Source organism: Shewanella inventionis (assembly GCF_019931735.1).
In the GTDB taxonomy this organism is placed as follows: Bacteria; Pseudomonadota; Gammaproteobacteria; order Enterobacterales; family Shewanellaceae; genus Shewanella; species Shewanella inventionis.
The window spans coordinates 2,264,403-2,288,498 of the sequence record NZ_CP082926.1; the positions used below are offsets into that span (position 1 = coordinate 2,264,403).

The 24,096-nt window shown below is 43.7% G+C and carries 14 protein-coding genes; 13 read left to right on the forward strand and 1 reads right to left on the reverse strand.

What is annotated here, in order from left to right:
- Positions 1–520: 520 nt before the first annotated feature.
- From K8B83_RS10170 to galU, 7 genes are all read left to right on the forward strand, one after another.
- On the forward strand, positions 521–1,732 hold the full coding sequence (locus K8B83_RS10170; protein WP_223419917.1) for an outer membrane beta-barrel protein: 1,212 nt from the start codon (positions 521–523) through the stop codon (positions 1,730–1,732).
- Between the two features lie 7 nt (positions 1,733–1,739).
- Positions 1,740–2,276, forward strand: coding sequence for a polysaccharide biosynthesis/export family protein (locus K8B83_RS10175; RefSeq protein ID WP_223419918.1), 537 nt, complete (start codon positions 1,740–1,742; stop codon positions 2,274–2,276).
- On the forward strand, positions 2,276–4,528 hold the full coding sequence (locus tag K8B83_RS10180) for a GumC family protein (RefSeq protein ID WP_223419920.1): 2,253 nt from the start codon (positions 2,276–2,278) through the stop codon (positions 4,526–4,528). The genes K8B83_RS10175 and K8B83_RS10180 overlap by 1 nt, the downstream gene beginning before the upstream one ends.
- Entirely contained in the window at positions 4,525–5,253 is a 729-nt protein-coding gene (locus K8B83_RS10185; RefSeq protein WP_223419922.1) for a tyrosine-protein phosphatase, read from the forward strand. The genes K8B83_RS10180 and K8B83_RS10185 overlap by 4 nt, the downstream gene beginning before the upstream one ends.
- A gap of 129 nt (positions 5,254–5,382) precedes the next feature.
- Positions 5,383–6,102: a hypothetical protein gene (locus K8B83_RS10190; RefSeq protein ID WP_223419924.1), complete on the forward strand. Its 720-nt coding sequence runs from the start codon at positions 5,383–5,385 to the stop codon at positions 6,100–6,102.
- Complete coding sequence (locus K8B83_RS10195; protein ID WP_223419926.1) at positions 6,099–7,454, forward strand: O-antigen ligase family protein; 1,356 nt, start codon at positions 6,099–6,101, stop codon at positions 7,452–7,454. The genes K8B83_RS10190 and K8B83_RS10195 overlap by 4 nt, the downstream gene beginning before the upstream one ends.
- A 785-nt stretch (positions 7,455–8,239) precedes the next feature.
- Positions 8,240–9,130, forward strand: coding sequence for a UTP--glucose-1-phosphate uridylyltransferase GalU (gene galU, locus K8B83_RS10200; protein WP_188741117.1), 891 nt, complete (start codon positions 8,240–8,242; stop codon positions 9,128–9,130).
- Positions 9,131–9,668: 538 nt separating this feature from the next.
- Here the strand turns inward: galU and mnmC are convergent.
- Positions 9,669–11,564: an FAD-dependent 5-carboxymethylaminomethyl-2-thiouridine(34) oxidoreductase MnmC gene (mnmC, locus tag K8B83_RS10205; protein ID WP_188741121.1), complete on the reverse strand. Its 1,896-nt coding sequence runs from the start codon at positions 11,562–11,564 to the stop codon at positions 9,669–9,671.
- 360 nt (positions 11,565–11,924) lie between these two features.
- On the opposite strand from mnmC, the gene fabB reads away from it, so the two are divergent.
- The 6 genes from fabB (at position 11,925) to truA (ending at position 24,083) form a co-directional block, all read left to right on the forward strand.
- Entirely contained in the window at positions 11,925–13,139 is a 1,215-nt protein-coding gene (gene fabB / locus K8B83_RS10210) for a beta-ketoacyl-ACP synthase I (protein WP_188741122.1), read from the forward strand.
- Between the two features lie 603 nt (positions 13,140–13,742).
- Positions 13,743–14,870, forward strand: a complete 1,128-nt coding sequence (locus K8B83_RS10215) for a 4-phosphoerythronate dehydrogenase (protein ID WP_188741118.1) — start codon at positions 13,743–13,745, stop codon at positions 14,868–14,870.
- A 189-nt stretch (positions 14,871–15,059) separates the two neighbouring features.
- Positions 15,060–16,076: an aspartate-semialdehyde dehydrogenase gene (locus tag K8B83_RS10220; RefSeq protein ID WP_188741119.1), complete on the forward strand. Its 1,017-nt coding sequence runs from the start codon at positions 15,060–15,062 to the stop codon at positions 16,074–16,076.
- A gap of 154 nt (positions 16,077–16,230) precedes the next feature.
- Positions 16,231–17,556 (forward strand): IS4 family transposase, encoded by a 1,326-nt coding sequence (locus tag K8B83_RS10225; RefSeq protein ID WP_188741272.1) that lies wholly within the window; start codon positions 16,231–16,233, stop codon positions 17,554–17,556.
- A 243-nt stretch (positions 17,557–17,799) separates the two neighbouring features.
- Positions 17,800–22,026 carry a FimV/HubP family polar landmark protein gene (locus K8B83_RS10230; RefSeq protein ID WP_223419929.1) on the forward strand — a complete coding sequence of 1,409 codons (4,227 nt, stop codon included), beginning with the start codon at positions 17,800–17,802 and terminating at the stop codon, positions 22,024–22,026.
- Positions 22,027–23,297: 1,271 nt separating this feature from the next.
- Positions 23,298–24,083, forward strand: coding sequence for a tRNA pseudouridine(38-40) synthase TruA (gene truA, locus K8B83_RS10235; protein ID WP_188741149.1), 786 nt, complete (start codon positions 23,298–23,300; stop codon positions 24,081–24,083).
- Positions 24,084–24,096: the final 13 nt, after the last annotated feature.

Below are 24,096 nucleotides of genomic sequence, written 5' to 3' on the forward strand. Positions count from 1 at the left end.
CGTCCCGGTAATGCTTCAACTTCGTCATTCCTGCAATGCTGTTGAGCAGGAATCCAGGTGTTGGGTTTAGATCCTAGGTTCTAGGTTCTAGGTTCTAGGTACTAGGATCTCGCAAGCTCGCCTGAGAGCGGACTTCGTCCTTCTAGAGTCTAAGGAACACCTAAGGCAAGGTCAAAAGAAACACCTGGATCCCCGATACAAGCATTCGAGGATGACGGGCTAAGAGATAAAAGATAACAGCCTAAAAGATGACGGCATGCTTCACCTACGTCATTCCTGCAATGCTGTTGAGCAGGGATCCAGGTGTTAAATCTGTCATTCCTGGAATGCTGTTGAGCCGGGTCCAGGTGTTGAATTAGCCGTTTGTGACTTGCATGCAGGACGAAGTCCGACCTTGTTACTCGCAGCGCAGCGACCTTGTCACTCGTAGTGCTTGTTAAAATTCAATTTTAAGTTTACCCATTGGCAATTACGCCAGTGTGAATAATTACCATGTATATATTTTATAAGGATATAAGTCATGAATGTACCATTTAAAGTGAGTTGCATGTCTATTGCTGTAGCTTCAATATTTATGGCTAATGTTGCATTAGCTGCGGATGAAAAAGCTGGCGTAATCCGTACTGAATCAGGTATCGATTTTACCCCAGGTTTAAATTCGGGGTTAAAGTACGACGACAACATTACCAGTGCAAGTGCCTCAGCCGACGAACTTGATAGCTGGGTATTAACCGTAACACCAGCACTTCAAGCTCAAATGCAAGATGGTAATAATGTTTACACCGTAGAGGCAGGGCTTGAGTATGGTGATTATTTTTCAAGCAGTGATGATAATTACCTTGATGCGTTACTAAAAGCGAAGTCTGAACTTGAGTTTAACCAATCTAATCGTGCCCAGCTTGAGGCATTTTATGTATTGGGCCACGAAGATCGCGGTAGTGGTGTGTTTGAAGGCACCAGTGGTGCTCTGCAAGATGAAGCCAACACTTTTGATATATTAAGTGTCGGCGGTTTTTATGAGTACGGTGCCATGACAACGCCTGCAAGAGTGAGGCTAAATGCAAAATATTCTTCAAAAGATTACACAAATTTTGAAACGATAACTCAATACCGTAGTTATGATGATACCACTTTAGGCGCAACGTTTTATTACGATACCCAGGCTGCGACCAGTTTGTTTATTGAGTTAATTAGCCTAGATACAGCTTATGATGAAGTAGACCCAACGGGTAATCGTGACAGCACAACTAACACGGCAAGATTAGGTGTCGAGTGGACAGCAACTGCAGCTACCGAGGGCAGTGTAAAAGTGGGTTACCAGGCTAAAGATTTTGATAATACAGATCGTGAAGATTTTAGTGGTTTGTCGTGGGACGCAAAAGTTACCTGGAAGCCATTAACTTATTCTAGCTTTGACTTTTCCACAGGCCGAGCTAGTAAAGACCCTAACGGCGCGGGTGACTTTATACGAGCAACCAGTTATGGGGTGACTTGGAATCATGAATGGAGTGAATTGTTTGCTACTTTCCTAGGCTTTAATCAAGTTACAGATACCTACACAGGTATTGATCGCGAAGATAAAACTAAAGCGTATCAGTTAGGTATTAATTACAATGTGACCCGTTGGTTAACTTTAAAGAGTGGCGTTAACATTAACCAGGTTAATTCTACCGACAACCAATTTGCCTTTGATCGTAATGCGTATTTTATTAAAGCTGAAATGACCCTTTAGGACAAACATGAAGTATTTAGCAACAATTTTTACGGCGATATTTGTGCTGTTATTGGCGTACATGCCAATAACAGCGCATGCAGTAACCCAGAGTTATAAACTGGGTGCTGGTGATACCATAGTGATTAAAGTGTACGGTGAGGAGGCATTAACCCTTGAGACACAAATTACCAATAGCGGTACCATCAACTACCCGTTTTTAGGCTCGTTAACCTTAGTTGGCTTAACCATTAAAGAGGTTGAGCAATTAGTATATAGCGGGTTAAAAGGCGATTACTTTGTTGAGCCTAACGTATTTGTTGGCATGGTTGAATATCGGCCTTTTTATATTCATGGTGAAGTTAAACAACCCGGCGGTTACCCTTATCAGCCAGGTATGACAGTAAACCAGGCTGTTGCGTTGGCAGGCGGGTTAACTGAGCGAGCCTCACAGGATAAAATTAAAATCTCCCGCGAGGGCAGTAAAGTGGAGTCTGAAAGTGGCACCATTCATAGCGTTATACAGGCTGGTGATACCATTACCATTGAGCAGAGGTTTTTTTAATGAGTTTTATTGAACGTCGTAACCCTTCGAGTGCTCAAGGTGGTGTGCAAGCGTCACAATTACAAATGGAACAGTTAATTGATATTAAAAAGCTGGTACAGCCTATTTTACGTTTTAAATGGCGAATTATCACTTTTGCATTACTTGTCACTACATTAACAGTATTTGTTGTACTGAGTATGACACCCATTTACAGTGCCAAATCAACCTTGTTGATTGAGTCTGAGCAGGCCAAAGCGATTAAAATTGATGAAGTGTATGGTATTAACTCTGGCCAGCAGGAGTACTATTTAACCCAATTTGAAATTATTAAATCGCGCAGTATTGCTGAGCGAGTATTTAACGAGCTTGATTTAATTAATCACCCTGCTTTTAACCAACCACCAAGTTGGTTTGCAGAGTTAAAGTCGCAACTTAATTTTATCCCTCAGGAGGTCGCAAGTGATTCGCAGGCCAGCCAGGATATTGCCAAGCATAAGTTAATTGATAGTTTTGCGCAAAATATCAGTATTTCACCCGTTCGCAAAACACAGCTAGTGAATATTAGTTATGAAAGCCCAGATCCTGAGTTAGCGGCTAAAGTGGCGAATGCAATAGGTGATACCTATATAATTAGCCAGTTAGAGGCAAAATTAGGCATGACCCAAAAAGCCAATACCTGGTTAGGTGGCCGCTTAGAAGATTTGCGTTTAAAGTTGGATGAGTCAGAGCACAAGCTTGAGCAATTTAAGCTAGAAAACGGTTTAATTGATGTAGAAGGCGTAACTGCGCTAGATGCCAAAGAGTTAGCGCGTTTAAGCGATGAAATTACCGTTGCACGGTCACGCAAGGCCCAGGCAGACAGCTTTATGGCGGTAGTTAAACGCTATGGCGCTACCGATATAAGCCGATTAGAAAGTTTACCCGAAGTGACAGCGCATTTATCGATACAAAACGTAAAACGTGAAGTGGTGTTAGTTGAACGCAAAGTGTCTGAGCTGCAACAAGTTTATGGCCCAAAGCACCCGAAGATGATTGCAGCTATAGCTGAGCTTAAAACGGTGCAAGAAAACTTACGCAAACAAATTAGCCGTTTAGTGCAAGGCATTGAAGATGAGGCACAAACTGCTGCACAAACTTTGATGGCGTTAGAGGAGCAATTTAGTCAATCAAAGGGCTCGTTTCAAAACCTTAGCACCAAAGACACTGATTACCAACGTTTACTTAGAGAAGTTGATACCAACAGGCAGCTTTTTGATAGCTTTTTAGCCCGCCAAAAAGAAACTGAGGTAACAGGCGATTTTGACTCCCCCGTGGCCCGTTTTACCGACCGTGCTGTAGTGCCTTTACTACCAGAAAAACCCAAAAAGAAGTTGATTATTATTTTGGCATTTATTGCCAGTTTGGGTTTTGCCATGGTGATGGTATTAATACTTGATGCTTTAAACGACACCATTAAAACCAGCGATGATGTTGAAAAGCTGTTATCTCAACGAGCTCTTGGGTATGTGCCAAAAGCCAAAAAAGGCGCCAGTTACGATGAAATTAACTTTGCCTTTTATGACAGTAATATACCATTGCATGCCGAGGCCGTGAGAACCATTAGAACCTCCATGTCGTTAATGGCCATGGGCATTGATTTAAATACTATTGAGGTGACATCGTCTAACCCGAATGAGGGTAAAACGACTACGTCAATGAACCTCGCTTTTGCCTATGCCACCATGGAAAAGGTGTTAATTATTGATGCTGATTTACGTAAGTCTAGCCTTGGTTTACGTTTTGGGTTACCAACTTACCAGCCTGGGCTTGCCAATGTATTGTCGGGCACTGACAGTGTAACCAGTTGCATCGTTAAAGCGGTTAAACCCAATGTTGATGTAATGCCAGCAGGTGCGGTGCCGTTAAATCCGCAAGAGTTATTGGCATCGACTGATTTTGCTGAATTGTTAACTGAGCTAAAAGGCCAGTACAGTAAAATTATTATCGACACACCGCCAGTACATGCTGTAAGCGATGCACTGATTATTACCGCCTTGTGCGATGCAACAGTACTGGTTGTTAAAGCTGCTCATACTCGCAGCGAAGCAATTAAGTTAACCTTAGCTAAGCTAAACCAGGCACGCAGTAAAGTGTTTGGTGTGGTGTTAAATCAGTTTAATACCAAAGAGGCTCAACGTTATGATGGTGATTATGGCTATTATCAGGCTTATGGTGCGGAATATGCCATAAAAGACACTGCGGTATCGAATACGGCAAGCACTAAAGCATGATTGATTTACATTGCCATATTTTAGCGGGCATAGACGATGGGGCAAAGTCAATTGATGAAGCCCTGGCGTTAATTCGCCTAGCTGAGCAGCAAGGGGTGTCGCGCATGGTTGCAACGCCCCATATTCATATAGGTATTTTTGATAATAACTTGCAGACAATTAGTACAGCCTTTACCGCGTTAACCCAGGCGGCTAAGCAGTCTGCTTTGAATGTTGAGTTGTACGCTGCAGCAGAAGTGAGAATCGCCCCCGAAATCCCCATGTTTATTGAGCAGCAACAATTGCCATTTTTAGGCCGGTTTGATAACCATGATGTTTTGCTACTAGAGCTACCCAGCAGCCATATACCCGCGGGAACCGATAACCTTATTAATTGGTTATTGGCGCGAAACGTGCTGCCAATGATTGCGCACCCCGAGCGGAATCGTGAATTACAAAGCTATCCCGAACGCCTTAACGCATTTGTGCAAGCGGGGTGTTTGTTTCAGTTAACCGCATCGTCGTTACTTGGCGATATGGGCGCAAGTGCCAAGCACTTGAGTGAACATTGGATTAAACAACGGGTTTATTCAATTGTGGCATCCGATTGCCACTCCACTAAACGTCGACCACCTAAAATGGCTGAGGCTACGCAGTTTATTGCCACGTTAACCGCTGGGGATTATGCCGAGCAAATAAGTACAATAACACCTAAGTTAATTTCTGATGCCCTTGGTAAGCATTAGTGTGTTACCAAGCGCTTGTTAATTAAACCTATTTTATTGAATCAACAGAATAAAGTTGTGTGGGTTTGTATACCTAGTCTTTGTAAAAGGATAGCCGGGATAAGGATGCTAAAAAATGGGGCTTGCTGAATGAATAGTCATTATACTCAAAAGCCGACGCTGACAAAGCGAAGAGTTTTTTATGTGCTAATGGTATTTGTGCTTGCTGCATTATTGCCTATTTTGGTGCAAAAAGGACTGGCGAGTGCCTATCATTTTAAGTCTCGGTTTTATATTGATCAGTGGCATGAGGGGAATGTACCGACTGATTTGCAATATGCTAATGCACTGTTGGCTGCCGATTACGCATATAAAATTGATAGCGAGAACGCACACTATTTATTGACCCTGGCAAAAGTGATGGAGTGGGGCGTTTTTTCATCATTAGCGCAGACGAATACTCCGCTATTTAATCAGTTATATACAGACGCAATACGTTTTAGGCCAACGTGGCCAAATGCCTATAGTGACTATGCTTATAACCTGGCTTTTATTCAGCATGATTTGCAAAAAGCATGGCCTTATTTGGTTTTGGCCGAACAATATGGCCCCTATACACCAGAAGTTTTATACCAAATATTATCGATTGGTTTTGCATCATGGCCAAATTTAACGGTAACTCAAAAACAATTAGTGTTTACCACCGCTAAAAAAGCCGCTGCAGCCAATTGGCGTATGCGTAATGATTTAAAAAATTTGGTAAAACAATACCAATTAACGCCTGTGCTATGTACCTATTTTGCTTACATGACGCCAGGATTAAATACTCAGGATGAAAACTGGATTAAACAGGATATGTGCCGCAAATGACCCGTCATCATTCTGAAGTGTTACCCATGCGTTCATTTGACCGTATTATGATTTTGGCGATTTGTGCATTAATTATCTGGGTGCCAATTCCTTTAGGCAGCAATCGTATTTGGGCTTTGGCAATTGTCGAGTTTACGATTATTTGTTTAGCCATTGCGCATTTAGCTTATTGCTTTAAACACAATGCGTTGTTATTTCGTTATCGCTGGCAAAAGCATTTACTGATCCCAACCGGGTTAATGCTGGCTTATTTGTGTTTACAATTGCTCAATTGGATCCCGTCAATTGATACCGTTGACCCATATCAAACCGCGCAGCACTTACTAAAAACCTTTTGTTATACCCTGTTTATTTTACTGTTAAGCCAGTATTGCCAACACTCGCAAGCCTTACGCTGGCTGTTTATTGCCATTATTATTTCGGGTTGCTTGCAAGCCTTTTATGGCACCTTGTTAAACTTGTTGCAGTTAGAAGCATCGCCTATTTTTGGTTATCACGACGGCGATAGGGCGCGTGGTTCATTTGTATATCAAAACCATTTTGCGAATTATCTTGCACTTTGTTTAAGCATTGCTTTTGGATGGCTGTTGTCTGAATTAAAAACCAGCAAGTCTGATACTGATTTTAGGCAAAAACTTATCGACTTATTGTCTACTTTGTTTAGCCGTAAAATCATTTTACGACTAGCTATTGTCATTATGGTGATCGGCTTAATTTTAAGCCGTTCACGCATGGGTAATGCAGGCTTTTTTACCGCGCTTGGGGTAGTGTCATTGTTGTCGATGTTTATTTACCGTCGCCCGCCAACATTGTTTAAACCCTTAGTGATCAGTATTTTTATTTTAGATTTGCTTATCGTAGGGTCTATTTTTGGTGTCGATAAAGTAAAACAACGTTTAGAAGACACTTCTTTTACTTCAGAAACTCGCGATGAAGTGGTTATTGATAGCATTCCCATCATAAAAGATAACTTATTAACTGGTACTGGTGGCGGCAGTTTTTATACGGTTTTTCCGCAATTTCAGCCGCAGTTTTATTCAGGTTTTTACGACCATGCCCATAATGAATATGTGCAGTTTGTAGTTGAATATGGCGTGGTGATGACCGCTATTTTAGGCTTGTGGGTGCTGTATGCCTTCTGGCTAGCCTGCCGTACCATGTATTTACGTAATAACAAGCTCTATAAAGGTATCGCCTTTGGTTGTGCAATGGCCATTGTGCACATGTTAATCCACTGCACAGTTGATTTTAACTTACAATCACCCGCCAACACCCTGCTGTTTTTAACTATCTTAACCTTGTGTTGGCTAGTACGATATTTACCATCTGATAACCAAAAAAGAGTGAAATAGCCGCAGATCTTGCGAGGTCCTAGGCCCTAGAATCGAGAGTCTAGAAGCTAGAGTCTAGAATCCATCCCGGTAACTCTTATAAAGCCGGGATAAAAGCACTCGAGGACAGAGCATAGAGCCTAAAACCTAGTACCTAGAGTCTGTCATTTTTATGCCGTCATCCCTGAGATCTTTTATCAGGGATCCAGGTGTTGCACTTGATTTTGACTTTTAAGCCGTCATCCTCAAATGCTTTAATTGGGGATCCAGGTGTTTCTTTTAAGAATCGAGGTCGCTGCGCTGCAAGTCACAAGGTCGGACTTCGTCCTGCAAGAAAAATCCGAGCAAAACCAACACCTGGGTCCCGGCTCAAAAGCGTTACCGGGACGACGTAGTAGTGGGCGGCGTTGATGTGACGTGGCTATTCGCTTTGCCGTAATCTTTATGCTGTTATCTTTTATGCCCTTGTCTTTATATGCCGTCATCCCTGAGATCTTTTATCAGGGATCCAGGTGTTGCACTTGATTTTGACTTTTATGCCGTCATCCTCGAATGCTCGTATCGGGGATCCAGGTGTTTCTTTTAAGAATCAAGGGCGCTGCGCTGCAAGTGACAAGGCCGGACTTCGTCCTGCAAGAAAAATCCGAGCAAAACCAACACCTGGGTCCCGGCTGAAAAGCGTTACCGGGACGACGTAGTAGTGGGCGGCGTTGATGTGACCTTGTATTTGACTTGCTTGTCACTTGTCACTTGCCACCTTTACCTTTTTAATTTTTACCATTAGCACTCGCTAAATAAGGATATTTATGAAAGTTGTAATCCCCGTTGCCGGTTTAGGCACTCGTATGTTGCCTGCTACTAAAGCGATCCCAAAAGAAATGCTGCCTTTGGTTGATAAACCACTGATTCAATATATTGTCGACGAATGTGTCAGTGCCGGGATTAAAGAAATTGTGTTGGTAACTCATGCCAGTAAAAACGCGATTGAAAACCACTTTGATAAATCGTATGAGCTCGAGTCAACGTTAGAGAAGCGTGTTAAGCGTCAGTTATTGCACGAAGTGCAGTCTATCTGCCCTAAAAACGTGACCATAATGCATGTGCGTCAAGGTGAGGCTAAAGGGTTAGGCCACGCGATATTATGTGCTAAGCCCTGTATTGGTGATAACCCGTTTGCTGTGGTGTTGCCCGATGTGATTTTAGATTCTTACTCTGCTGATCAACGCACTGAGAACTTAGCATCAATGCTAATCCGTTTTCGTGAGTCGCAAGCCAGCCAAATTATGGTTGCGCCAGTGCCAGATGATCAAGTGCACAAGTATGGTATTGCTGATTGTGGTGGCGAAACTATTAACCCTGGCGATTCAACCAAAATATTTACCATGGTTGAAAAACCAGAAGTGGGTAAAGCGCCATCTAATTTAGCCGTTGTCGGCCGTTATGTATTGTCTGCAAAGATTTGGGATTTATTAGCACGCACGCCTCCTGGTGCTGGTGATGAAATTCAGCTCACAGACGCTATTGATATGTTGATTGAATCTGACACCGTAGAAGCCTTTAATATGACAGGTAAATCACACGATTGTGGCGACAAACTTGGTTACATGAAAGCCTTTGTTGAATATGGCTTACGCGATCCAAAATTAGGCGGCGACTTTAAGAAAGAACTCGCAGGATTATTAGAAGAATATAGATAGTTTTGTTCTTTTAGTCTGTCATCCCTGAGATCTGTTATCGGGGATCCAGGTGTTGCACTTGATTTTGACTTTTATGCCGTCATCCTCGAATGCTCGTATCGGGGATCCAGGTGTTTCTTTTAAGAATCAAGGGCGCAGCGCTGCAAGTGACAAGGTCGGACTTCGTCCTGCAAGTAAATGCAAACGAGCAAGAGCCAACACCTGGGTCCCGGCTCAAAAGCATTACCGGGACGACGTAGTAGTTGGCGGTGTTTGGGGTCGGTGGCCGTTCGCTTTGCCGTAATCTTTACGCTGTTATCTTTTATGCCCTTGTCTTTGTATGCCGTAATTTTTAATGCCGTCATCCCTGAGATCTGTTATCAGGGATCCAGGTGTTGCACTTGATTTTGACTTTTATGCCGTCATCCTCAAGTGCTTTTATCAGGGATCCAGGTGTTTCTTAGCTTCTAGCAGGACGAAGTCCGCTCTCTGGCGAGCTTGCGAGTTCCTAGAACCTGTATTCCGTAAGCGAAGCGTTCTGTATGCCGTTATCTAGATTCTAGAAGGACGAAGTCCGTTCTCTGGCGAGCTTGCGAGTTTCTAGAGCTTTGCCTTTTAATAACTTGCGTAGCCACATTCTGTTGGGGCTGAGTAGGGCTTGTAGCTCCAGATTGAGTGGTGACAGTTGGCCACATAAGTTTGCGGCTAAACATTCTGCCACCAGTGGGCCTGAGCTTAGGCCGCGTGAGCCGAGGCCGCCGAGTACGTATAACCCTTCATATATAGGTGCTGGTGTGGTTTGCCAGTAACGTTGCCATTGGCTTGGTTTGTCTTTTGATTGTTGCTGAATGGCATATCGCTTAAATAACTCATCTACATCGGTTGCGCAGCCCATGACTGGAAAGTGGTCGCGGCTGACCATTCTTACGCCAACTCTGGCATCGTTGTTTGAAACATCAATATCGTTTGGCCAGTTTGAATGAGGGAAGCTTTGCTTCATCTTTAGGCTGTTTTCGTGTTGCTCTTGTGGGCAAAAATTAAGGTGCTGTGGATCTTTAACATAACTTGCACCTACACAATGTTGCTTGTTGTGTTGTGGTGTTAAGTAGCCGTTTGCACATATTACTGTGGCAAGTTGTGCCAGTTCACCTTGCGCGGGTATATGGCTGACTTGACCTCTAAAACCGCTGATTTGCAACTGTTTTGTTTGTAGTAAGTCGGTAATGTGAGCGCCCGATGCCACAACCAGTTGTTGATGGGTTGCAATGGCGGGCTCATTTTTATTGGAATGGAGTGCCCAGCCTTGTGGCCCTGATTTTATCTCGTTGATATGGCTATTATAAACAACAGTAACGTTAGCTAAGGTTTGTGCTTTGGCGATAGTGGTTTGTGCAAATTCAAACGGGCACACCCACCCGCCTAGCGGATAATAAAAGCCTGATTTATCAATATCGAGATTGGCGATTTGGCTTGCCTGTTTGGCATTAACGGCTGTCGCGATTTCGGCTGGCCAGTGCTGGCCATTGATGATTTTGGTTAATCTTGCTTCGCTGCGCTTGTCGAACCCTGTGTGCAGTACCCCGCACCATTGATGGCCGATGCTATAGCCGTCATCAACTAACGACTCAATTTGACGGCGGCTGAATAAAAACGCTTGCTGAAAAAACTGGCTTAATGGGCCATTTTCTGGGGTGAGTAACGGGTAGATTGCTCCTTGTTTATTGCCTGATGCGCCCTGGCCTAGTTGTGCTTCTTTGCAGTAAATAATACTGTTTTTGCCTCGTTGTGCTAACGATAAGGCAAGGCTTGCTGCGGCAATGCCGCCGCCGATAATGGCGATGGGCTGGTTGTTGTTAATACTGTTTGCAATGGGGTTATAAGCAAACTGTTGCTTGAGTTGTTGAGTTAATGCGTTGCGCTCTGCTATGGCGATGTCATCGGCTGCTGTTGAGCTTTCAACACTGGTTATAAAACCACAATGGTGCAATTGTTGACTGATGTTGCTGTTGTTTGGTTGCTCATCAAAAGATGAAACAGTAAAGCTTGCATTATTTGCGCTTAATCGGCCACATTGCCATAGGGTTTTGGTGTTAAAAAAGTGATCTGAATACTCAGCCTGGCTCGTATGGGGTAGGGCAAACCAATGCTGTATGCACTGTGATGCGGGCGTTGCGATTAATGCTAATTGTTGCAGTGGCTTACCAAAATAAACATCCACAGTTAGGGGGATGTGATTAAATGTAAGACGCTGGCACCCATTAATAGCTGCAAGTTCTGTGTTTAATAATGCATTGGTGTGAGCAAATAAGTTATGGTTGGGTGCTAACAAACCTTGTTGTAACCAGATTTGCTGTAATTGCTGCCGATTGATAGGATTTAGTGCCAATACAATAAGATGCACACGCTGTTGTTGGTGTTTTGCTAAGTGCTGATTTGCCAGATGAACGGCCTGCATTAACAGGAGAATTTCATGGGCATCAGCCAGGCCAAATTGGCCAAGGGTGAGCAATTTTTTTGGTGTATTTGAACCTTGCTGACCGTCATTGGTTTGCAATACTGCATCGATATAGTGTTGAACAGATTGATAGTATCGTTTTTGGGCGTTAGTGTTATTGACTAACAATAAGCTGTTGTATGTTGGTTGATCCGTGTTAGATACCGATATCGATGTGGTTTTATTCAAAATATTTTACTCATGCCCCATAACTTGGCATTATTTTACCTGCGTTTATGGAAAGCTGACCACTTAATTGCTTCAAAGAAGCTATGATTGCCGCAATTAAGTACCGACATGTACCAAATGGATAGAAATAAAATGAAAAGAGTCGTGATCACCGGAATGGGTGTTGTTTCAAGTATCGGCAATAACAAGCAAGAAGTGACTGAGTCACTAAAAGCCGGTCGTAGCGGTATTACCCACTCTGCCCAGTTTGAAGAAATGCAATTACGTAGCACAGTTTGGGGCGATATTAAATTAGACCCAACTGAACACATTGACCGTAAAGCCTTACGTTTTATGGGTGATGCTGCAGCTTATGCTTACATTGCTATGCAAGAAGCTATTGCTGACGCTAATTTGACTGAAGAACAATATTCTAATTTTCGTGTTGGTTTAGTTGCTGGTACTGGTGGCGCTTCGTCTAAAAACCAGGTTCAAGCTGCTGACACATTGCGTGAAAAAGGCGTTAAGCGTGTAGGGCCATACATTGTGCCTCGTATTATGGCCAGTACTGCAAGTGCATGTTTAGCGACTCCTTTTAAAATTAAAGGCGTAAACTACTCAATTAGTTCTGCTTGTGCTACGTCTGCACACTGTATTGGCCACGCGGTTGAACTTATCCAAATGGGTAAGCAAGACATGGTGTTTGCTGGTGGAGCAGAAGAAGTGGATTGGACCTTAACCATGGGCTTTGATGCGATGGGCGCGTTGTCGACCAAGTACAATGCAACGCCTGAAAAAGCGTCACGTACTTATGATGCAGACCGTGATGGTTTTGTTATCTCTGGTGGCGGCGGGATCGTGGTTGTTGAAGAGTTAGAGCATGCGTTAGCCCGTGGTGCAAAAATTTATGCTGAAATCATTGGTTATGGTGCTTCATCTGACGGTTACGACATGGTTGCTCCGTCTGGTGAGGGTGCTGTTCGTTGTATGCAAATGGCGTTAGCTGATGTTGATACTCCAGTTGATTACATTAACACTCATGGTACATCAACTCCTGTTGGTGACATGCGTGAACTTGAAGCATTACGTGAAGTGTTTGGCGACAAGCTGCCTGCGATTGCATCTACCAAGTCATTAACTGGCCATGCTTTAGGCGCAGCGGGTGTACACGAAGCCATTTACAGCTTGATTATGATGGAAAACAGCTTTATTGCCCCAAGCATTAACATTGATAACCTTGATGAAAAAGCCGCAGGCATGCCAGTTGTGCAAGAAATGCGCAGTGCAGATTTGAACACAATCATGAGCAACAGCTTTGGTTTTGGTGGTACAAACGCCACACTAGTGATGCGCAAGTACAAAGCGTAATATGCGCTAGCAGCATAAACTGCTAAACCTCATAAAAGCCAGCATTGGAAACAACGCTGGCTTTTTAACGTCTGGAGGTAGGGGCGAGGTGCTAGGTACTAGGAACTCGCAAGCTCGCCAGAGAGCGGACTTCGTCCTGCTAGGGGCTAGATAACGGCTTACAGAACGCTTCGCTTACGGAATACAGGGGCGAGGTGCTAGGAACTCGCAAGCTCGCCAGAGAGCGGACTTCGTCCTGCTAGGGGCTAGATAACGGCATACAGAACGCTTCGCTTACGGTTTTTCGTACGTCGTCCCGGTAATGCTTTTGAGCCGGGACCCAGGTGTTAAATCTGTCATTCCTGCAATGCTGTTGAGCAGGAATCCAGGTGTTGGCTCTAGGTTTTAAAGGCTTTCAAACAAAGTCAAAAGAAACACCTGGATCCCTGATAAAAGATCTCAGGGATGACGGCATAAAAGATAAAAGCGAAGAGCGGTATTTACAACAATTTGCCATTGTAAAATTGTGCTGGTTTTTCTCGTTCAGTTGTTGGCTTTGGTATAAGATACGCTGCATAAAAATGCGATGTTATGTCGTTTATTCGCTAACAATAAGATACCCGAATGAAAATAATTGCTGATGAAAATATGCCTTATGTTGAAGCCTTGTTTGGCGACTTAGGTGAGATTGAGTTTGTTAATGGGCGTAATCTAACCGCGGTGCAGGTTAGCGATGCAGATGTGTTGTTGGTTCGTTCAGTGACTCAGGTTAATGCTGCATTACTTGATAAAGCACAAAAGCTTAAGTTTGTGGGTAGTGCCACGATTGGGACTGATCATGTTGATGTTGAGTATCTTAACCAGCGTGGTATTGCGTTTACAAATGCTCCTGGGTGTAATGCTACGGCTGTTGGTGAGTTTGCTTTTATTGCCATGCTTGAATTGGCGCAGCGTTTTGCAAAGCCGTTAAGCGGTAAAGTGGTGGGGATTGTGGGTGCCGGTAACACGGGGACGGCTGCGGCTAAGTGTTTAGAGGCCTATGGCCTTAAAGTATTGTTGTGCGATCCGGTGAAGGCTGAGCAGGGCGATACCCGTGATTTTGTGTCGTTAGACACTTTGATAGCCCAGGCTGATATTATTAGTTTGCATGTGCCAATTACCAAAGAGGGTGAACATAAAACCTGGTATTTGTTTGACGAGGCTCGCTTAAATCAATTAAAACCGAATACTTGGCTGTTAAATTGTTGCCGCGGTGAGGTGATTGATAATCGTGCATTGATTAAGTTTAAACAGCAGCGTGATGATGTAAAACTGGTGCTGGATGTTTGGGAGGGTGAGCCTAATCCCATGGCAGAATTGGTCTCTTTGGCTGAATTTGCTACGCCACATATTGCAGGGTACAGCTTAGAGGGCAAAGCGCGTGGTACTTTTATGTTATACCAAAAGCTGTGTGATGAACTTGGAGTACAAGCAAAGCAGTCGTTAATGAGCTTGTTACCACCATTTCAGTTTAGTCAGATTGACCTGCAAGATACGCTAACTGAAAGCCAACTGCTGTCGTTATCGCGTTTAGTGTACGATTTGCGTGATGATGACGTAAAGTTTAGGCAGTGCTTTGCCACTGCGGCAGGGTTTGACCAAATGCGTAAAAACCATACCTATCGCCGAGAGTTTAGTGCTATTACGCTCAATAGTGCGTTGCCACAAATACCGGATATTACCAAGCCTTTACACAGTTTGGGTTTTCGCTAACTAATATCATTTAGCTTGTCTTTGTTTTACGTTATTGGCCTTATCGCGCCAAGATAAATACACTTTTTTAGCCAGTTGAGAAAAAATCACTTCAAAGCTGGCTTTTTTAGTACATTAACGCTGGCAAAGCACAACTAAACTAGGGTAGATTGATTGTTCAAACTGGATAATAGGAGTCGAGCGTTAATTATGTCTCAGGAATTTAATGTAGTCGTTTTAGGTGCATCGGGCGCAGTGGGTCAAACTATGATTGAGATCCTCGAGCAGCGTAATTTTCCGGTTGCTAAGTTGTTTCCATTAGCGAGCAGTCGCAGTGCTGGCGAAACGGTCAGTTTTCACGGTAAACAAGTAGAAATTCTTGACGTAGAAACGTTTGATTGGAGCCAGGCTCAAATTGGTTTCTTTTCTGCTGGTGGTGACGTATCTGCTAAGTGGGCGCCAATTGCCGGTGAAGCGGGCTGTGTAGTTATTGATAATACCTCACATTTTCGTTATGACATCGATATTCCTTTAGTGGTGCCAGAAGTTAACCCTGAAGCCATTGCGGATTTTCGTAATCGTAACATCATTGCTAACCCAAACTGTTCAACCATTCAGATGTTGGTTGCACTAAAACCAATTTATGATGCGTTTGGTATTTCGCGTATTAACGTTGCCACTTATCAGTCTGTGTCTGGTACGGGTAAAAAAGCGATTGAAGAGCTAGCAAGTCAATGTGCTAAGTTACTGCAAGGTTTGCCTGCAGAGCCGTCTGTTTATCCTAAGCAAATTGCATTTAACGTGTTGCCGCAAATTGATAAGTTTATGGAAAATGGCTACACCAAAGAAGAAATGAAAATGGTGTGGGAAACCCAAAAGATTTTTGGTGACGACGAAATCGTGGTTAACCCAACGGCTGTGCGTGTGCCTGTGTTTTATGGTCACTCTGAAGCGATACACATTGAAACGCGTCAACCTGTTGATGCTGAAGATGTTAAAGCGGTTTTACGTAATGCTCCTGGTGTTGAATTATTTGAGAGCGACGACGAATACCCTACAGCGGTAACCGAAGCTGCGGGTAACGATCCTGTGTATGTAGGGCGTATCCGTAAAGATATTTCTCATTCTCATGGTATAAATTTATGGGTTACTGCCGATAACATTCGTAAGGGTGCGGCATTAAACAGCGTACAAATCGCCGAAATTTTGATTAGAGATTACTATTAATTGAGCTTGGCTCATTGCTAATCTATTAATCGATAAGTGATTTAGTTTAAAAAGCCTGCAATTTGCATAACACCGATCAGTTAAGAAACTGATCGGTTGACAGCAAAAATGATCCTACGAAAATGACTCCTTCTTTTGAACGGAGTTATTTTTTATGCTGTCTAACTGGCTTATTGATACTGAACTACTTGCTGCCCCCGAAGAACTCTCTATCTTTCAAAAAGAATTGCCATTGGAATGGATTGAGCAGGCGTTAGAGCTAACCAACAAAGCAAGTATTAGGCGCAGAAAACTTCCTGCAGAATTAGTCGTTTGGCTCATTGTTGGCATTGGCCTCTATCGAAATCGTTCCATCGCCGAAGTCGTCTCGAAGCTCGACTTAAAGTTAGTTGATAAGCTGGGCGAAACCGTTGCACCAAGTGCTATCCCGCAAGCCAGACAGCGACTTACAGCCGCGCCCCTTAAAGCCCTTTTTAATATCACTTCTAAACACTGGTGTCATAGGGAAGACAGCCAAGATACATGGCATGGTCTTCAGTTATTTTCTGTTGACGGAACGACATTTCGATGTGCAGAAAATACCGAAAATTCAGAGCATTTTGGCTATATCAGTAATCAGCATAGGAAGCAGTCCGTATACCCAGTAGCCCGCTTATGCGCACTCATGTCATTACGAAGTCGTATGATAAGAGATGTAAAATTTGGTCCGTGTAGTAAAGGCGAAATTAGTTATGCTCGAGAGCTAATTGAATCAGTTCCAGCTAATTCTCTCACTATTTTTGATAGTTGTTACTTTAGTGCAGATCTTATGACAAGTTGGTGGGGAGTCAACCCAAATAGTCATTGGCTTACTCCACTCAAATGTAATACACGCTTTGAAGTTATCGAGCAATACGCTGATAACGATTATCTAGTTGAAATGCCAGTATCACCACAAGCGAGAAAAAAGAACCCAGAGCTACCTGAAAAGTGGCATGCAAGACTAGTGACCTATCAAGAAAAATCCCAGGACAATCATATTACAGGTGTGCTGAGCTCATTAACCAATACAAGCAAATATTCCTCTCAAGATATATTAGATGTCTATTTCGAACGCTGGGAGATAGAAAATGGCTATGGAGAAATCAAGCAATATCAACTTGATGAGAGTATTTTACTAAGAAGTCAGACCGTTGAAGGCGTTTATCAGGAGATTTGGGGAATGCTGATTGCGTATAACTTGATCAGAGTTGAAATAAGCCAAATCGCTAAAGAGGCAGAGGTGTCACCATTGCGGATTAGCTTTGTAATGGCGATGCGTTATATACAGGATGAGTTGATGTGGTGCGCAATTGCTTCGCCAGGAACGATCCCTAAAAAGCTCAAAGCAATGAGGGAAAACGTTAAACAATTTATCTTGCCCAAAAAACGAAAACGGCCCAAAAGTAGGACCGTTCGAATTAACAAAACTCGCTATCCAGTTAAGAGAAGAAACTCTTAACTGAATGGTGTTATGCAATTTGCAGGCTTTTTTTGTTTTACCTGCGCCAGTAGTAGCAGGGGTGGCGGATCTAGTTTATAGTCGTAAATGTATCATTTTTAACATCTATACTGATTTTTTAAGAGCAAAAGATAGCTCCAAACCGATGTGATTTGATATAGTAAACACCATAACTAACGATAAAAATTGCCTACAGCCTGTTGCCATGACGGTAACTCAATAGCGCTTAAAGGGAAGGATTGGATGACTTTGCGTATTTCATATATTTTGGGTTTAATTGCCTGCTCGGCTGTTGGCTTAACCAGTTTTCCGTATATTGATGCTGCTCATGCAGAAACATTAAAAATTACGGGGCCCAATGGTGAGGTTAAGCAGCAAGCTAAGCGCCAATATGGTCCTACTACTTCTAGAGACACCTTTTGGAGTATTGCCCAAAAAGTCAGACCTAATGACAGGGTTAGTGTTTATCAGGTAATGGCCGCAGTTTTTGACGCAAACCCACACGCCTTTAGCGGCAATAATTACAATACCTTAGAGCGAGGGATGATTTTATTAATCCCGTCTGCCGATGTAATGGCCGCGATACCCGATAGTGTTGCAAGACGACGTGCAGAGCAAGATGACCGCCAAATTGCTCGTCAAACCCCTCAACCTCGTATTATTCCAAAACCTGTTGTCAACAAACCTGCCCCCATCATTGAGGTGGTGAAAAAGCCAAATGCTGAACAACCACTGCAAATAGCACAACAGGCCCCAGCGGTTAACCCACAACCTCAAGCTGCAAAGCAAGCTGATAGCGCTGAGATAAAAGACTTAAATTCTGCCATTGATAAAGCCAATACTAAAACATTAATGCTTACCGATGAGCTTGCTAGAGTTCAAGATGAGCTAATGGTAAGTAATAATGATAACCAGGCGCTTAAAAACAAAATTGGCCAGATGAATTTAAACATTTCGTCGCTCGAAGAAGATTTACAACTGTTAAATGAAAAGCACGACAAGTTAACCATAGAGTACGAAAAACTATTACAACAAGTTGGCGATAATTCTGTGGCGCCTGTTGTTGAAGAACCTACAGATTTTTGGCGCAGTTTAATGGACAACACCATGCTGCTGATTGCGGCTGCGTCGTTGCCATTGTTATTGATATTTGGTTTTATTTTTTGGTTACTCACGCGCCGCAATAAAACTCAGGCCGCAGTAGAAGAGCAGGAGGCTAAGCAACCTGAAGCCGCTGCTAAGCAAGCTGAAAACCCTGCTCAAGATGTTGAAGTGGATGATGAAAACGATTTAGTTATCCACTTAGACGACGATGATGATGAGTCTATCGATGATTTATTAAATTTAGACAGTGCCGAACTGCGACCTGAAGCCTCTCTTGCCAACGATACCGAAATGGACTTGGCTGATGACGTATTTGCCACCGAAGATGAAGACAACGACGGTTCGTCATTGGATGATTTATGGGCCGAGGCAATGGAAGAGCAAGATTCTGATCTTGAACCTCTTGACGATGACGATGATCTGGACAGTTTATTAGCAGGTTTAGATGACGAGCCTGCTGCGAAATTGTCGACCACTGCACCTGAAGATGATTTAGACAGTTTGTTGGCGGGTCTTGATGGCGACGACGCCTCAGACAATGATGCTCTCGATGCCTCTGCTGAAAATGATATCGACTCATTGCTGGCCGAATTTGATATGCCTGCCGAAACTGAGTCTGATGAAACGCAAGCTGCCGAATCTGAACCAGAGGCTGAAACTGTATCAAATGACGATGACATTGACTCATTGCTGGCCGAATTTGATATGCCTGCTGAAACTGAGTCAGATGATACTCAAGCTGCCGAATCTGAACCAGAGCCAGAGTTAGAAGACGAAGACCCAGAAGCTGAGCAAACAACAGAATTAGACGAAGAGCCAGAGCCTGGAACTGTATCAAATGACGATGACATTGACTCATTGCTGGCCGAATTTGATATGCCTGCCGAAACTGAGTCTGATGAAACGCAGTCTGCCGAAGCTGAACCAGAGCCAGAGTTAGAAGACGAAGAGCCAGAAGCCGAGCCAGAGCCTGAAACTGTATCAAATGACGATGACATTGACTCATTGCTTGCCGAATTTGATATGCCTGCTGAAACTGAGTCTGATGATACTCAAGCTGCCGAATCTGAACCAGAGCCAGAGCCAGAGTTAGAAGACGAAGACCCAGAAGCTGAGCAAGCATCAGAATTAGACGAAGAGCTTGAGCCTGAGTTAGATACGGCAGAGGCTGACGATGACATAACTGATCAGCCTACATCAACAGATGACGACACCGAGCAGTTATCAACTGAACTCGATGACGAAAATGAACAACCGTCTGATGACGATATTGATAGCTTATTAGCCGGATTAGCTGCAATACCTGAAGATAAAGACGAGCAATCGGCACTTGATGATGGCGAAGAAGACGATTTAGCTGCTCTCATCGCTGCCGAGCTTGAAGATGATAGCGACGAACAGAATGATGGCTCTGTAGAGTCTGATGATGATATTGATGCGCTGTTAGCGAGTTTAAATGAACCCGTAACCGAACCAGAAACGACTGATGTTAGCGATGTCGATGAGACAGAAGCTGACGATGAAGATTTAGCTGCGCAAATTGCAGCCGAATTAGCGGATGAGTCAGATACCGATTCTGAAGCTGACAGTGATCTTGACGATACGGAGCCAAGTGATGATGACATTGACGCACTGCTGGCTGGCTTAGACGAACCGCTTAATGAGCCAAGTGATGAACTCAGTGATGAGCCAGTTACAGAAGCGACAAGTGCCGAGCAAAGCGACGATACACAAGCTGATGATGAAGATTTAGCTGCGCAAATTGCAGCCGAATTAGAAGATGAGTCAGATACCGATTCTGAAGCTAACAGTGCTCTTGACGATACGGAGCCAAGTGATGATGACATTGACGCACTGCTTGCTGGCTTAGACGAACCACTTGATGAGCCAAGTGATGAGCCTAATGATGAACTTAGTGATGAGCTTAGTAATGAGCCAGTTACAGAAGCGACAAGTGCCGAGCAAAGCGACGATACACAAGCTGACGATGAAGATTTAGCTGCGCAAATTGCAGCCGAATTAGAAGATGATGATCTCAATAATATTGCTGCAAATATTAGCGACAGCAGTGACGATGATATTGATGCATTGCTTGCTAGTTTTAATGAACCACAAATGGACTCGCCATTCTTTCAAGAAGATGCGCAGGGCGTGGCTCCGAAGGCTGAACCAGCAGAGCTAGATGACGATGTAGAAGCATTGCTGGCAAGTTTTGAACAAGAGGTTGAAGATGACGATGCTCAGTCTAGCCTTGAGCCGCAACAGGACGTAGAGAGCGAACTTGATAGCCTTGAAGATCAAGATTTGTTCAATGAACTCGACGAATATTTAAATGATTTAGATTTAAATAACACTGAAGACAATGACGGCGATGCATCGCCTGAATTAGACGGTGACGATAAATCATTTCTTGATGCTGAACTTGACGCATTATTAGCACAAAGCGACAGTGACGATACGATTGATGACGCCCTTGAAGAGTCACTTGAAGACACACTTGAAGAGTCACTCGAAGAGAGTGGTGAAGTCGTTAGCAGTGATGACGCAGACAAGCAAGCTTTAGCGTTTGAGCTTGAAGATGCCGCCATAGAAACACCAGAAGCAGATGACACCTCTGAAGACGAGCTCAATGCACTACTTGCATCAATGGGCGATGATGATGTCACCCTTGATGATTTGGATTTTGACAACACTGATGCACCTAGCGCAGAAGAAACACCGCAGCACTCAGCTAAAGCTAATAAAGATTCTGGTTTCTTTAACGATCTAAAAGCCAATAAGCCAAAACCGGCAATGCTCGATTGGGAAAGCGATTTGTTTAAAGCGGCTGAAACCGCAGCTAAAACGAAATCTGATGAGCTTACTGTAAGCGACGATGACTTACTCGCTGCGTTTTCACAATCGTTAAAAGAGGATGACACTGATGATTATACCTCTGAAGATGACTTTATTCTTAGCGACGATAACTTAACCGTTGATGAAGCATTAGCCGCGCTAGACGAAAAAGAGCGTAGTAAATTCTCAGAGTATAGCGTTAGCGATGACGACCTAATGAGCTTTGAACGTGAAAATGGTTATATCGACATTGATAAGCTATTAAACGATGCTGATGAAGATGACGACAGCACAGATCAATATAAAGACGTTGATGTTGATATGGGTGAGGTGAACTCGCTCATTGGCAATGCCGATATGATAGATGTTGACGATGAGGAAAACTCGGTCAATGCCAAACTAGATTTAGCACGCGCTTATATTGAGATTGAAGATCAAGACAGTGCCAAAGCATTATTAAAAGAAGTGCAGATGGACGGTAATGATCGCCAAAAAGCTGAAGCTGATAGCTTGCTCAAAGGCTTTCGTTAATCATTAAGTTGTTAGGTTTTATCAATAAACGGCGCAGAAATCTGCGCCGTTTTTATAACCGAAAAATACAAATACTAGAGCCTAGAATCGAGAGTCTAGAAACTAGAAGCTAGAAGCTAGAATCCTCGATAAAAACATTCGAGGACAGAGCCTAGAACCTAGAAGGACGAAGTCCGCTCTCTGGCGAGCATGCGAGTTCCTAGGACCTAGAGTCTAGAGCCTAGAACCTAGAGTCTAGAATCTAGAATCCTCGATAAAAGCACTCGAGGACAGAGCCTAGAGCCTAGGAGCAACACCTGGATTCCAGCTCAAAAGCGTTGCAGGAATGACAGATTTAACACCTGGATCCCGGCTCAAAAGCGTTACCGGGACGACGTGGTAGTGGGCATCGTTGATGTGACGAGGCTATTCGCTTTGCCGTAATCTTTACGTTGTTATCTTTTATGCCCTTGTCTTTATATGCCGTAATTTTGTATGCCGTCATCCCTGAGATCTGTTATCAGGGATCCAGGTGTTTCTTAGCCTCTAGAAGGACGAAGTCCGCTCTCAGGCGAGCTTGCGAGTTCCTAGCACCTAGCACCTAGAACCTAGAACCAACACCTGGGTCCCGGCTCAAAAGCATTGCAGGAATGACAGATTTAACACCTGGATCCCGGCTCAAAAGCGTTACCGGGACGACGTGGTAGTGGGCATCGTTGATGTGACGTGGCTATTCGCTTTGCCGTAATCTTTACGTTGTTATCTTTTATGCCCTTGTCTTTATATGCCGTAATTTTGTATGCCGTCATCCCTGAGATCTGTTATCAGGGATCCAGGTGTTTCTTAGCTTCTAGCAGGACGAAGTCCGCTCTCTGGCGAGCTTGCGAGTTCCTAGAACCTAGAACCTAGAACCTAGAACCTAGAACCTAGAACCTAGGATCTAAACCCAACACCTGGATTCCTGCTCAACAGCATTGCAGGAATGACGTAGGTGAAGCATTACTGGTACGACGTACGAAAACCGTAAGCGAAGCGTTCTGTTTGCCGTTATCGCTGTTATCTAGATTCTAGCAGGACGAAGTCCGCTCTCTGGCGAGCATGCGAGTTCCTAGAACCTAGAACCTAGAACCTAGCACCTCGCCCCTAGAAGGACGAAGTCCGCTCTCTGGCGAGCTTGCTTTGATGTTATTGACTCATCTATTCATTAGAGTATGCAAGAGTGGCTATATCCAATTACATAATGATTCAAATTGGTATAAACTTCGCGGCATTAATGAGTTGAGGAAATTGCTATGCGGGTTGCGTTAGGTATTGAATATGATGGAAGTGGTTTTTTCGGGTGGCAGCGCCAGGCCGATGTCGATTCAGTGCAAGCTCAGCTTGAAAAAGCATTATCCTATGTCGCAAATGAATCGATAGAGGTATTTTGCGCAGGGCGAACTGATGCGGGCGTGCATGGTACAGGGCAAGTGATACACTTTGACACCACAGCGACGCGCCCTTTAACCGCTTGGACGTTAGGCATTAATGCTAACTTGCCTGACACCGTTGCTGTTCGCTGGGCTAAAGAAGTTGATGACAGCTTTCATGCTCGTTTTAGTGCTACAGCAAGACGCTATCGGTATGTGATTTATAACCATCAGTTACGCCCGGGGATTTTACGTTCTGGTGTGAGCCATTATCATGGTGATATTAACGAAAATTTGATGCATGAGGCGGCTCAGCTGCTGTTAGGTGAGAATGACTTTACTTCTTTTCGTGCGGTGCAATGTCAGTCAAACACTCCGTTTCGTAACGTGCATAAGGTGAGTGTGACGCGCCAGGGGATGTATGTGATGGTTGATATTCAGGCAAATGCGTTTTTACACCATATGGTGCGTAATATTGTTGGGTCACTGCTTGAGGTGGGTTTAGGTAATAAACCCATTGAATGGATTAGTGAGTTACTGGCTTTAAAAGATCGTAATCAAGCTGCTGCAACGGCAAAACCGAATGGCTTATATCTTGTCGATGTGACCTATCCTGAACAATATAACATTCCTAAGTTAGCGCTTGGGCCGTTGTTTATGTTGGATTAGGTTTAGTGTGGTT

Bases quoted from the DNA above. Each gene is read 5' to 3' on its own strand.
- K8B83_RS10185 (WP_223419922.1), top strand. From the start codon at position 4,525: ATGATTGATTTACATTGCCATATTTTAGCGGGCATAGACGATGGGGCA.
- truA (WP_188741149.1), top strand. From the start codon at position 23,298: ATGCGGGTTGCGTTAGGTATTGAATATGATGGAAGTGGTTTTTTCGGG.
- K8B83_RS10195 (WP_223419926.1), top strand. From the start codon at position 6,099: ATGACCCGTCATCATTCTGAAGTGTTACCCATGCGTTCATTTGACCGT.
- K8B83_RS10230 (WP_223419929.1), top strand. From the start codon at position 17,800: ATGACTTTGCGTATTTCATATATTTTGGGTTTAATTGCCTGCTCGGCT.
- galU (WP_188741117.1), top strand. From the start codon at position 8,240: ATGAAAGTTGTAATCCCCGTTGCCGGTTTAGGCACTCGTATGTTGCCT.
- K8B83_RS10220 (WP_188741119.1), top strand. From the start codon at position 15,060: ATGTCTCAGGAATTTAATGTAGTCGTTTTAGGTGCATCGGGCGCAGTG.
- K8B83_RS10175 (WP_223419918.1), top strand. From the start codon at position 1,740: ATGAAGTATTTAGCAACAATTTTTACGGCGATATTTGTGCTGTTATTG.
- K8B83_RS10225 (WP_188741272.1), top strand. From the start codon at position 16,231: ATGCTGTCTAACTGGCTTATTGATACTGAACTACTTGCTGCCCCCGAA.
- K8B83_RS10190 (WP_223419924.1), top strand. From the start codon at position 5,383: ATGAATAGTCATTATACTCAAAAGCCGACGCTGACAAAGCGAAGAGTT.
- fabB (WP_188741122.1), top strand. From the start codon at position 11,925: ATGAAAAGAGTCGTGATCACCGGAATGGGTGTTGTTTCAAGTATCGGC.
- mnmC (WP_188741121.1), bottom strand. From the start codon at position 11,564: ATGCAGGCCGTTCATCTGGCAAATCAGCACTTAGCAAAACACCAACAA.
- K8B83_RS10215 (WP_188741118.1), top strand. From the start codon at position 13,743: ATGAAAATAATTGCTGATGAAAATATGCCTTATGTTGAAGCCTTGTTT.
- K8B83_RS10180 (WP_223419920.1), top strand. From the start codon at position 2,276: ATGAGTTTTATTGAACGTCGTAACCCTTCGAGTGCTCAAGGTGGTGTG.
- K8B83_RS10170 (WP_223419917.1), top strand. From the start codon at position 521: ATGAATGTACCATTTAAAGTGAGTTGCATGTCTATTGCTGTAGCTTCA.